Raw genomic sequence first — 10338 nt, forward strand, 5'->3', positions numbered from 1 at the left:
CGAGCGTACACCGAAACGCCAGGGTGGACCTCACCCATGGCGCCATTACCCCACACGCCCCTCGAGGACCCGAGCCTGCGCAACCGCCACGGTACAGGGATGGCGACCCGACAGGCCGTGAGCGGGCACGCTGGGGCGCGCTGCGTTCGCGGCAAACCAGCGCACCACGGGATTGTCGCCGAAGCTCCGCGCGAGCGCCGGCAGACGCTCCTGATGCAGATTCCCCAGCCAGCCCGCGCCCGCCGCCATCATGCAGGAGCGCACCCCGCCATCGGGGCCAACATGCAGGACGTGCGGACGGTAGAAACCGCGCAATCGACAGTCGGTCTGCCGAAGCCGCTCGGCCGCGACCTGGGGGGTGACCACCGCATCGCACCGCGCCGCGCCGCCGAGGTCCACCAGATCCGTCTGCATGATGGTGAGGTGCGCGCAGGGGCGTCCGATCCGGGCCTCGAGCCAGGCCGGCAGGATCTCGGCCTCGCTGTCAGCGACCCCCGTGAGGATCAGCTCGGTGGGCAGAGCGCGCCGCTCGCCGTGCTCGATGACCGCGACCACCGAGCGCCAGAGCCCGGGATACTGCGCGAGGCGACGATCATAGCTCAAGGCGAGCACCGCCACCCCGGCGTCCTGGAGCCAAGCGATCACGGCATCGGCATCGGCGAACACCCGCTCGCCGATGCGGATGTGGCGGGCGCACCCCCACCAGCCATTGGTGTTCACCCGCACCGGGATGCCCAGGGCGGCCGTGGTCTCCAACAGACGCGGCAGCGGGCTGCCCGCGCGCAGGATCTCGCCACCGCTATGGTGGGGCGGCACCTCATGGCTGCCGACATAGGCCCCTTCGAGTTCGTGCAGATCGGTCGCTCGATTGTAGACCTTCAGCGCACAGGGGCGCGGGAAGGCAATGTAGACCATGGTGTAGGGCGCACGAAAAAAACGCACCGGCAACCCCTCGGTCAGATCCGTTGCGCCCAAGAGCCTTTGGAGAGCGGGCGCCACGGCGAGGATCGGATCCCCATGCACCCGCAGCCGCGCACGCGCCAACAGCAACAGGAACGTGCCCAGGTTGTAGCTCGCCGGCGCATTCATCTGCAGCCCGGCCAACCGCGCCAGCGCGGGCACGTTGCGCAACAGCCAGGAGCTGGTCACCGACGGGTCCAGGAACAGCGGTCGCAATCGTTCGCACAATGCATCTGCGCCGAGCAAGGATGCTTCGATCGGCGCGCCGAGGGCCGCATCCACACGCACCGGATGCGGCAAGGCAAGGACGGCGGGGTCATGCCAGCGGTCCATCAGGCGATCGACACCGGTGTGAACCCCGCAGGCGGTTGAATGATCGAGCCAGTATAAACCCGCTAGACAGCAGGCCGCGCGCGGTTCCGGCAAGGGTAGCGATCCGCAGCGCCGATCAGGCTCCGGTACCCGACTCTTCCAGCACCACGTCGAACAGCTCCAGCACCGGATGGCCCGCATAAGTCCCTTGAGGCGCTTTGGCCTGCGCATGGGCCTTATGGAACGCCTCGGACTCGCGCCAAGCATCGAAGTGACCGCGCGAGGCCCAAGTCGTGTGAGAGGCATACAGCGTGGTCTCTTCGTCTTCCGGTCCCTTGAGGAGCCGAAAGGTCACGAAGCCCGGCACCTGCGCGAGCCGGGATTGGCGCTCCCGCCAGAGGCGCTCGAAATCGGCCTCGAAACCCCGGTTGATGCGAAAGCGATTCATGGCGATGAACATCGATCGAATACCTCGTGCGGTGGCAGTGAATGAGCAAGCGATCCGGCCTGGCCGGCCGCGTGGCAGACCAGCCATGGTAACTGCCCAAGACGGAGATGGTCCGTGCCGCTCCTCCATCAAGACCGAAGCGGGCACAATCAGCGATACGCGTCAGGCCGCGTCAACCGGGATCGCGGTGCAGATCGATGGCGGAGAATAACAGCGTGCGGAACATCGCGGTGTCGGGGATGGCTCTCGTCAAGCGCCGGATGCATTCCCTTTCGATCAAAAGCCGAACGCGGCCAAGCCGCCGGCGACGCCTCGCTGCGATCCTCACGTGCGCAGTCGTGTGACTCCAGACAGCGCAGGCCGAGGATCTGCTGCTGCAAACCGGGGAGGCCCTGATCTCCACCCGTATCGAAGGAACGCACGGCCGCCCCGTGGTCTTTCTCTCCGGGCTCGGCGGGGAGATGGACAACTGGGACCGGGTTGCCCCCTCCATCGCCCGCTGCGCACGCGTCGTGCGCTACGACCGCCCCGGCATCGGAGCGAGTCGCCCCGCGCCCGATGCTCCGGTCCTCGCGAAGGATGTCGCGCTTCGGTGACGCGCGGTCCTCGCCGACCTGGACATCGCCGCACCGATTGTCCTGGTCGCCCATTCGCTCAGCGGACTCTATGCCCAGGCGTTCGCGCGACTGTTCCCGGAGCAGACCGCGGGCGTCGTCCTAGTCGATTCGTCGAGCCCACTCGAACCGGAGGGCGTCTTTGTCTCGACGCAGCCACCCACGCCGGGGACGACATCCGCATGGGAAGCGGCCGGCATCGCCGAGAGCGTCGCGGCACTGAAAAGTGGTCCGGACTTCCCTGATGTGCCGCTGATCGTTCTGGTTGCGACCGATCATGAGGATACCGCCGAACGGGAAGCCCTCTGGCTCGACGTCCAGTGCCGGACGGCCGCGCTTTCACCGCGGTGCGGGTTGCACATCGCGCAAGACAGCGGACATTTCATCCAGGAGGATCGCCCCGAGACGGTCGTCGCCGCGATCGAAGCGGTCCTGGCCGCAACGGGTTCCGACCTTGAGGATTGCTCGGGGCCGAGCACCGCGGGCGGAGAGCCATCGGGCAGGTCACCATGATCGGTGCCGCGTCGCGGCGTCCGCCCCTGGAGTTCTAACCCATGATCCACATCCTGATCGACTACGAGAGCATCCAGCCGCGGCACCTGGAGACCTGGGCCGACGAGGACACCCATGTGACGGTGTTCGTCGGGGCGCACCAGCACCGCCTCCCGTTCGACTTGGTCGCGGCCATGCAGGCGCTCGGCGCGCGGGGTCGCTACATCAAGCTGCGTCATACGGGCAAGAACCTGCTCGACTTCCACCTGGCCTTCCATCTCGGTGAGCTGGTCGCACGCAACCCCGAGGCGAGATACCGGATCGTCTCCAAGGACAGCGGTTTCGATGCGCTGATCGCGGACTTGCAGGCACGCGGCCTGGCGGTCGAGCGCCTGCGCGTGGAGCCGACACCGAGCGGAAGCGTACACGACACAGAGGAGATGTCCGCGCCGGACGGAACCACTGCCGCCTGAATGGGAGACGTGGCACCTGCAATGGCGCGTGCCGACCCCGCGTCACTTCCGATCCGAGAACGGCATGTGTCCATTGCGCGAAACTTTTTCGCGCTACAATCCGGCCTCGCGAAACCTCGACCGTCCGCCACCTCGGGAGACCCACGCATGGCCGATCTGCTCGATACCCTCCTCCCGGCGATCCCCGAGACCTTCTTCCGCCGACTCGAAGAGCGGATGAACGACGGTGCCGCCGTCGCCCACGCCCAGGCGTTGCGCACCCCGGCGCACCTCCCGGCGCACCGCATGCGGCTCGGCACCACGCGCTATTTCGAGCGCGGCGAGGCACTGCGCCTGAGTGCCGAGGATGTCGGCCTGAGCCACCGCTACGTGATGGTCAACACCCATGCCGAGATCCTTGTGACCGGCGGGCCGGTGCTGATCACGCACGCCAAGGCCGATCACTGGGGCGATCCGATCGAGGACAAGGACTACAAGCTGGAGCTGGCGTGCCACAACCCCGGCGATGGCGAGCAGCTCACCCTGTGGGGAGAGGCCGACCCCGCGTCCGGCATCCTCGCCGTCGTCGTGGTGCAGTACGCGCACCCCGGCACGGAGCAGGACGAAACCGTGCCCATGCGGCTCGGCTTCGGCGTGCCGACACGCGATCTGAAGGGGTGGCATCTGCTCAAGCCGCTCGACCAGCTCTACGCCGCCTATGCCGACCGCACGGGGCGCGTGCTCGACCAGGCCAGGCCCGTGCTCAAGCGCAGCCGGGAGCGGCGCGGAACCATGGGGCAGGGCTGAGGCAAGCGACGGAACGACACTCATGGCCGCACGTACCCCGGGCTTTCAACCCATCCAACTGACCCGCGCGCGTCTCGCCCGCGGTCTGACGCGCATCGCCCTGGGCGAGGCGGTGCAGCGCTCGGCACCGAGCGTCAGCAAGTGGGAGAGCGGGCAGCAGACACCCGACCCCGGCGCACTCGCGGCCCTGGCCGAGGCGCTGCGCGTGCCCCGCGACTATTTTCTCGACACCCCCTTCGAGCCCGGCACGCGCCCGCGCTTCTTCCGCTCCATGGCCAACGCCACCAAGCGGGCGCGCGAACGGATTGAGCAGCACCTGCTGTGGCTGCAGCACATCAGCCACGCCCTACAGGAGTGGGTGGACCTGCCGGCACCGGACGTGCCGGACCTCGGCGCGGGCGATTTTCGCCTGCTGCGCGAGTGCGACCTCGAGGAGGCGGCCTTTCGGGTGCGCGCGCACTGGGGCCTGGGCCGAGCGCCGATCCCGGACATGCTGCTGGTGCTGGAGAATGCCGGGATCGTCTGCGGCCGCTGCTCCTTCGGGGCGCCGTCCATCGACGGGGTCTCGCACTGGTCGCACGCCGACGAGCGACCCTATGTGCTGATCTCCTCGGACAAGCGCACCGCCGTGCGCTCGCGCTTCGACGCCGCCCATGAGCTCGGCCACTTGGTCCTGCACCGCCACGTCGACCGGACCGCGCTTGCGCACCGTGATGAATTCAAGGAGCTGGAGAACCAGGCGCATCGCTTCGCCGGTGCCTTCCTGATGCCCGCCGACGGGTTCGCCGACGAGCTGCCCGAGGTTTCGCTGGAGGCCTTCCGCGTCCTCAAGCCGCGCTGGAAGACCTCCATCGGCGCGATGATCTATCGCTGCAAGGATCTGGGGCTGATCTCCGAGGTGCACGCCGGGCGCCTATTCAAATCCAGCAGCGCGCGCGGCTGGGCCCGCGGCGAGCCCGAAGACGAGATCCTGCCGATCGAGCAACCCCGGCTGATGGAGCGCTCCATCCGCCTGCTGCTGACGCAGGGCGGTTTCGGCGTGGAGCGCCTGCTCGCGCAGCTGCGGCTCGCGCCCGCCGACATCGAGGCCCTGGCCGGACTGCCCACGGGGATGCTCTCCAATCGCGGCGCACACATTGCCCTGCTGCCCACGCCTAGGCTCAAGACCGCCACGCTGCGGGACACGCCCGCCGAGGTCGTCCCGTTCGCGTAACGTCGCCATGACCACCGCAACGCCCAAGGACGATCCGACCCTCGCCTACTACGAAGACCAGGCCGAGACCTTCTTCGCCGAAACCGTCGACGTCGACATGGCCCCGCTGTATGCCCGGTTCCTCGCGCGCGTTCCGCCCGGCGGGCATCTCCTCGATGCCGGCTGTGGGTCGGGGCGCGATGCGCTGGCCTTCCGGTCACTGGGTTATGTGGTGACCGCCTTCGAGGCGTCGCCGACCTTGGCGCGGCTGGCTTCCGAGCACTGCGGCTTGCCGGTCGAGGTTCGACGCTTCCTGGAGATCGAGTGGGAGGATTGTTTCGACGGGATCTGGGCCTGCGCGAGTTTGCTGCATGTGCCGATGGCGGAGCTGCCCGAGGTGCTCGGGCGTCTGGGGCGTGCGCTCAAGCCAGACGGGGTGCTGTATGCCTCGTTCAAGTACGGGGCAGGGGAGCGGGAGCATGGCGGGCGGCGGTTTACGGATCTGGACGAGGAGGGGCTCGCGGCGCTGGTCGGGGTAGTGCCGGGGCTCAAGGTGATCGAAACCTGGGTTACCGGGGATCGGCGGGAGGGGAGGGAAGGGGAGCTGTGGCTGAATGCTGTTGTCGCGAGGGGGTTGTCGACACACGCGGTTCATCGGATGTCCGGTCAATCTCATGAGTCATCAGGGCCGGCCGAGCGCACGACCTGAAGGTTTGGATTGCCGCCAGTCGAGCCGCCCCGCCCGATACCGGGTCTGCCCATGACCGATCACTCAGAGCTGGCGCTGATCAGGAGGAACTCGGTTGAATCCAGTCGCTCAGTCGAGTCGACACTATGTCAGGTAGACGCGCTTATGGAAAGCTTTGCATAAACGCGCTTTGCGGACGCTGGCGCGCATGCTCCGGATAAGCCGGTCAAGATCCGATCCGGTCAGCTGCGCTTACCCCGCGAGCGACCGCCGCAGCGTCGTGAGCAGACGGACATGTTCGGTTCGTCTTGCCTTACGGGCACAATCTGGCAGATCAGGGGAATCCCGGCTGCGGGAGTAACGGAGCATCAAGCATGAGCTTGGTGTTCCGGTTCGACCGACAGCCGCATACCCATTGTTTTCAGCACGGCAAGCAACGTTTTCAGTGTCGGGTTGCCCTTGGGTGACAGGGAGCGGTACAACGACTCCCGGCTGATGCCGGCCTCGGCCGCCACCGCCCCCAAGCCGCCATGGGCTTCCGCCACGGTGCGGAGCGCCAAGAGACCGGCGGCTCGCTCGTCGGGATCGTCGAGTGACTCCATCGCTGCTTTCAGGTACGCGACCGCCAGTTCCCGGTCGGCGCGCAGTTCGGCGATCTCGCGCTCATGGTGTGAGACCAGGCCTTTCAATTGACTCATGTTTGTCTCCGTTTCCACTCTGACCACAGCGTCTTGGCGCGCTTGATGTCCGATACCTGGGAACTTTTGTCTCCGCCGCACAAGAGCAGGACAACCGATGCTCCGTAGCGGCCACAGTACACGCGGTATCCGGCACCTACGTGCACACGCAACTCGATGACACCTTCACCGACCGGCTCGCTGTCGCCGAAGTTACCGCGACTGCACTTGCCGCAAACGAACGCGAATCCGTGCTTGTGCCACCCTATCGCGCACGCCGTCCAACCATTCCGTGAATGGTTCGCGGCCGTCCTCGCGCTGATACCGAAAGAGCTCTATCATGGGCACCAGTGTAACTTAAAAGCTACTTCTGCGCAGTGCAAAAAGACCTTGGAGCGCAAGACGGGGCCGGCATGCGCCCGGGCTGCGGCGATCCGCGCGGCCCAGGCTGTTGGATGGGGTACCTTTCGGCTTCATCTCGCTACGCATTGGCCCAAGGCAGCCTCCCGATGCTCAGCGGTCCGTCGTGATGGCGCTCGGCGAGGAAGGTGGCGAAATCGGTGAGCAGCCCGGGGAGCGGGCGTAGCTCGAAGCCGAGCTGACGGCGTTCGGACAGATAGTCGTCGACGCGCTGCTGAAGAGGGATGGCCGTGCTCATGACACACTCCCCGGCCAGGGCAGCGCAACGCCGATCAGATGCGGCGTGTCGAGCTTGGCGTAGATCTGCGTGGTTCGCAGCGAGCGGTGGCGCAGCAGATCGGCGATCTCCTTGAGAGAGCTGCCTCGCTCCAGGAGATCCGCCGCAAAGGTGTGGCGCAGCACATGCGCGCCGGAGTACGGCAGCCCGCTGCGACGCAAGGCGCGGGTGATCACCTTCTGGACGGCAGTCGAGGTCACTGGGCGATCGTACGGCTTGAGCGCACCGACAAAGACCGCCGCGCCGGCACTCCCGGGGCGCTCATGCATCAGATAGTCGGCCAGTGCCTCTCCGGTTTCGACCGGCAAAGGCAATACATCCTGTCGTCGCGACTTGGTGGCCCGCAGCGTGACCGTCCCGGCCTGCCAATCGATATCGCTGATCATCAAATGGGCGATCTCTCCCGCCCGCAGTCCCAGGTCCAGCGCGCAGCGTGCCATGGCATACCCACGTTTCGGCCAGCGTTGGACCGCTTGGCAGGCGTCGAGCAGGCGTGCGGCCTCCTCGCGCGAGAGCGCCTTCGGCAAGGGCGCCAGTGTCCAGTGCGCCGGGGAGGCGATGACGGCGGTCAAGGGCTCAACCGCATCTCCTTGCGTGCTGCGATAGCGCAGATAGCGGCGCAGCCCGCCGGTCACGCTGTGAGCATGAGAGGGGGTGTGACGCGCGATCAATTCGTGGGTGAGAAACCGACGGATGTCGGACGGCTGGAGCGTAGCGATATCGACGTGATCGCCATCAAAATGTTGATGCAGCAACCGGCCCGCAATCCGTAAGTAGCCCTTTCGGGTGCCGGGTGCCAGGCCATGCACGTCACGCAGATGCGCGTCGTAACGTTGCAGTTCTGCGCCGATGGGATCGGAAGCGGAAGAGAGGGCCTGACGATCTGCCTTCGAGAGCGGAAGCTGTGTATCGTTGCTCATGCGAACCTCCTGACAAGTGGGCTGACCACTTCAGGACGTCGCAGCGATTATGTCGAGGATTCAATGCCCATCTTGCCCGCCAAGCCGCACCTTGCCTCACTCGGCACGCGCTTCACGATCGAAACTCTGCATAATCGCGAGCTTTGCATAAACGCGCGTTGCGGTCACCCACGACGCTGAGCCTGGGCGCGTGCTTACGCCGTTGAGCGACCGCCTGAGTTGGATAGCGTCTCCAGCAGGCGCGTCTTGCCTTTCCCGGACAGCCCCGTGAGCCGCACCATCCCGCCGGGCTCCCGGAGCCGGGCACGCAGACGCGCAATGCCGTCGCCGATCGCGAGTGGGCCGTCTTCGGGCTTGCTCAGATCCCGAAGCCGGGCGGTGTCGTCGCTCAGGTAGGGACTATCGGCGGCGGGGGCGCGGGACCAGTTTCCCCATGGCCGCCAACCGGCTAGCGGTTGGCCGATCCGGTCCAAGACCCAGAGCACGACGCCGGGATAAGAGCGCACCCAAGTGGCCATGCGGGTCCGGTCATAGAAGTCGAGGTGCAGGGCGTCGCTGCCCGGGAGGTCGGCGACGGCGGCGCGCATGGCATCGCGTCTCTCCGTCCAAGCGGTCGCGATATCCTTGGTCACCAGGGCATCCTCCCCGGCGGCAATGGCCAGGGCGAGGAAGACCTGATCGTTGGGGTCCCGACACCCGGGGCCAGCCACCGCGACATCGGGGTTGGGGGCCGTCTCGGCAGAGGGGACGAAATCGGCCAGGAACTCTTCGATCTCCTCGCGCCCCAGGTGGAACTTGGGGGACGCCAGGACCCGCACCAGCGCGATGAGCGTCGCCCCGCAGGCCAGGGGCGTCAGGTGCCCGACCTGCCAGACCCGCCTGAGCCAACCCAGCCCACCCTCGCGAAAGAGCAGCGCCGATACCAGGGTGTTGGTGTCGAGGACAATGCGCGGCGTCAACCGCGGCGGGCCCATTGGATGGCCGCGCCGACATCGTCCTCCGCGATCCCGAGGTCTTCGAGCTTGGCGCGGACCTCGTCGGCCCGGCTCGGACGCAGGGGCACCAGGACGATGCGCCCACCCTCCTCGCGCACATTGAAATAGTCGACGCCCCGGGACTGCTCGACGACGGCCTTGGGCAGGGTCAACTGTTTCTTGGAGGTCTTCTTGGCGAGCATGGCCAGGGGCGTCCAGTAAGAAACGAAGGAGTCATGATCGACCGCTTGGGCGCTTCAGGGAGCCAATGTCCGGCCCGCGCCTGCCTGGTCGTGCAGCTCCAGCTTCGCAGCTCCGACGGATAGCGGATAGGAAACTCAACCACCTCCGCGAGCCCAAGCTGGTGTCGGGACGAGAGGCCGGCGAGGGCCGGACGGGTGGTCGAGGCGCACCCGAGACCGGCGCGCGTATCTCGCAGGTGTCGGAACGCGCTTCGGCGGGGTTTGGGAGGAGATTTCAGGCCCAGCAAGCCCACCCGGCAACTCATCAACTTCGGGCGACTCAGGGCGTCATGCCACCCGAGTGCCGCGCACACTCGCCGCGCCACCTCGGCGCGCAACGGCGGGTCGGCTTCCACGATCGCCCGCCGGATCACCTCCAGGGCGGCCTCAGTCAGCCCTCGTCCGCACAGCTTGCCAACGCATGCCTCGCCCATCTGCTCTTGCCCCATCGGTCGTGATGGGGGTCGATTTCAACAGTTTTACCGCCCTGTGTTCAGCTCTCGCGGTCCCAACGGGCGGGCTGAGATGTGGTTAATAGTCAGACTCAAAACCGCTCGCTGCCTCGGATTTGAGGTGGACGGCCCTGGCGGTTTGCTTGATCGCCTCGAACAGGTCGTTGTCGAAATCGAGTCCCGTCATTTGCCAATGGTCACGCGGCTTGTAGAACTGGAATAGAAAGCGAATCGGCTCCTTTTCATGTTTGGCCAAGATGACGAGCGTGCGCAGGCTGGTGCCAAGACGATAGTCTGCCAGTGGGTCGCTCTTGATAAAGGCGCCTGCATGGGTGTTGATCTTGCTGAACTCGGCCTTCAGGCTGTCAAGATCAGCATCGCTTGGCGGGGCCTTGATCATCGGTTGGTCCA

The 10338-nt window shown here is 66.5% G+C and carries 14 protein-coding genes; 5 read left to right on the forward strand and 9 right to left on the reverse strand.

Features of this window, described 5'->3' with window-relative positions:
- Positions 1-45: 45 nt before the first annotated feature.
- A complete protein-coding gene (locus tag B4N44_RS05110) occupies positions 46-1293 on the reverse strand; it encodes a hypothetical protein (protein ID WP_296697537.1) in 1248 nt (415 codons plus the stop codon).
- A gap of 115 nt (positions 1294-1408) precedes the next feature.
- The gene (locus B4N44_RS05115; protein ID WP_296697539.1) at positions 1409-1732 is read right to left on the reverse strand and encodes an antibiotic biosynthesis monooxygenase family protein; all 324 of its coding nucleotides are present in this window, start codon (positions 1730-1732) and stop codon (positions 1409-1411) included.
- Positions 1733-2151: 419 nt separating this feature from the next.
- On the opposite strand from B4N44_RS05115, the gene B4N44_RS05120 reads away from it, so the two are divergent.
- The 5 genes from B4N44_RS05120 to B4N44_RS05140 all read left to right on the forward strand — a co-directional run bounded on the left by B4N44_RS05120 (position 2152) and on the right by B4N44_RS05140 (position 5986).
- Positions 2152-2316, forward strand: coding sequence for an alpha/beta fold hydrolase (locus B4N44_RS05120; protein WP_296697540.1), 165 nt, complete (start codon positions 2152-2154; stop codon positions 2314-2316).
- 572 nt (positions 2317-2888) lie between these two features.
- Complete coding sequence (locus tag B4N44_RS05125) at positions 2889-3299, forward strand: PIN domain-containing protein (protein ID WP_296697542.1); 411 nt, start codon at positions 2889-2891, stop codon at positions 3297-3299.
- A 147-nt stretch (positions 3300-3446) separates the two neighbouring features.
- The gene (locus B4N44_RS05130) at positions 3447-4085 is read left to right on the forward strand and encodes a hypothetical protein (protein WP_296697544.1); all 639 of its coding nucleotides are present in this window, start codon (positions 3447-3449) and stop codon (positions 4083-4085) included.
- A gap of 22 nt (positions 4086-4107) precedes the next feature.
- Entirely contained in the window at positions 4108-5298 is a 1191-nt protein-coding gene (locus B4N44_RS05135) for a helix-turn-helix domain-containing protein (RefSeq protein ID WP_296697546.1), read from the forward strand.
- Positions 5299-5305: 7 nt separating this feature from the next.
- On the forward strand, positions 5306-5986 hold the full coding sequence (locus B4N44_RS05140; protein ID WP_296697548.1) for a class I SAM-dependent methyltransferase: 681 nt from the start codon (positions 5306-5308) through the stop codon (positions 5984-5986).
- Positions 5987-6333: 347 nt separating this feature from the next.
- Here B4N44_RS05140 and B4N44_RS05145 read toward each other — a convergent pair whose 3' ends face one another.
- The 7 genes from B4N44_RS05145 to B4N44_RS05175 all read right to left on the reverse strand — a co-directional run.
- Positions 6334-6663, reverse strand: coding sequence for an addiction module antidote protein (locus tag B4N44_RS05145; RefSeq protein ID WP_296697549.1), 330 nt, complete (start codon positions 6661-6663; stop codon positions 6334-6336).
- Complete coding sequence (locus B4N44_RS19785) at positions 6660-6815, reverse strand: hypothetical protein (protein WP_349681067.1); 156 nt, start codon at positions 6813-6815, stop codon at positions 6660-6662. Before B4N44_RS19785 ends, B4N44_RS05145 begins: the two co-directional genes overlap by 4 nt.
- Positions 6816-7123: 308 nt before the next feature.
- Positions 7124-7300, reverse strand: coding sequence for a hypothetical protein (locus B4N44_RS05155; protein WP_296697551.1), 177 nt, complete (start codon positions 7298-7300; stop codon positions 7124-7126).
- A complete protein-coding gene (locus B4N44_RS05160) occupies positions 7297-8259 on the reverse strand; it encodes a tyrosine-type recombinase/integrase (RefSeq protein WP_296697553.1) in 963 nt (320 codons plus the stop codon). Before B4N44_RS05160 ends, B4N44_RS05155 begins: the two co-directional genes overlap by 4 nt.
- A 194-nt stretch (positions 8260-8453) precedes the next feature.
- Positions 8454-9233 (reverse strand): PIN domain-containing protein, encoded by a 780-nt coding sequence (locus B4N44_RS05165; protein ID WP_296697555.1) that lies wholly within the window; start codon positions 9231-9233, stop codon positions 8454-8456.
- Positions 9215-9436, reverse strand: coding sequence for an AbrB/MazE/SpoVT family DNA-binding domain-containing protein (locus B4N44_RS05170; RefSeq protein WP_296697556.1), 222 nt, complete (start codon positions 9434-9436; stop codon positions 9215-9217). The genes B4N44_RS05165 and B4N44_RS05170 overlap by 19 nt, the downstream gene beginning before the upstream one ends.
- A gap of 570 nt (positions 9437-10006) precedes the next feature.
- A partial coding sequence (locus B4N44_RS05175) for a hypothetical protein (protein ID WP_296697557.1) occupies positions 10007-10338 on the reverse strand: 332 nt, incomplete at its 5' end.

The sequence above is a fragment of the Thiocapsa sp. UBA6158 genome (genome assembly GCF_002423035.1).
In the GTDB taxonomy this organism is placed as follows: domain Bacteria; phylum Pseudomonadota; class Gammaproteobacteria; order Chromatiales; family Chromatiaceae; genus Thiocapsa.

Coding starts and splice junctions, on each gene's coding strand:
- B4N44_RS05110 (WP_296697537.1), bottom strand. CDS start 1,293: ATGGACCGCTGGCATGACCCCGCCGTCCTTGCCTTGCCGCATCCGGTG.
- B4N44_RS05115 (WP_296697539.1), bottom strand. CDS start 1,732: ATGTTCATCGCCATGAATCGCTTTCGCATCAACCGGGGTTTCGAGGCC.
- B4N44_RS05125 (WP_296697542.1), top strand. CDS start 2,889: ATGATCCACATCCTGATCGACTACGAGAGCATCCAGCCGCGGCACCTG.
- B4N44_RS05130 (WP_296697544.1), top strand. CDS start 3,447: ATGGCCGATCTGCTCGATACCCTCCTCCCGGCGATCCCCGAGACCTTC.
- B4N44_RS05135 (WP_296697546.1), top strand. CDS start 4,108: ATGGCCGCACGTACCCCGGGCTTTCAACCCATCCAACTGACCCGCGCG.
- B4N44_RS05140 (WP_296697548.1), top strand. CDS start 5,306: ATGACCACCGCAACGCCCAAGGACGATCCGACCCTCGCCTACTACGAA.
- B4N44_RS05145 (WP_296697549.1), bottom strand. CDS start 6,663: ATGAGTCAATTGAAAGGCCTGGTCTCACACCATGAGCGCGAGATCGCC.
- B4N44_RS05155 (WP_296697551.1), bottom strand. CDS start 7,300: ATGAGCACGGCCATCCCTCTTCAGCAGCGCGTCGACGACTATCTGTCC.
- B4N44_RS05160 (WP_296697553.1), bottom strand. CDS start 8,259: ATGAGCAACGATACACAGCTTCCGCTCTCGAAGGCAGATCGTCAGGCC.
- B4N44_RS05165 (WP_296697555.1), bottom strand. CDS start 9,233: ATGGGCCCGCCGCGGTTGACGCCGCGCATTGTCCTCGACACCAACACC.
- B4N44_RS05170 (WP_296697556.1), bottom strand. CDS start 9,436: ATGCTCGCCAAGAAGACCTCCAAGAAACAGTTGACCCTGCCCAAGGCC.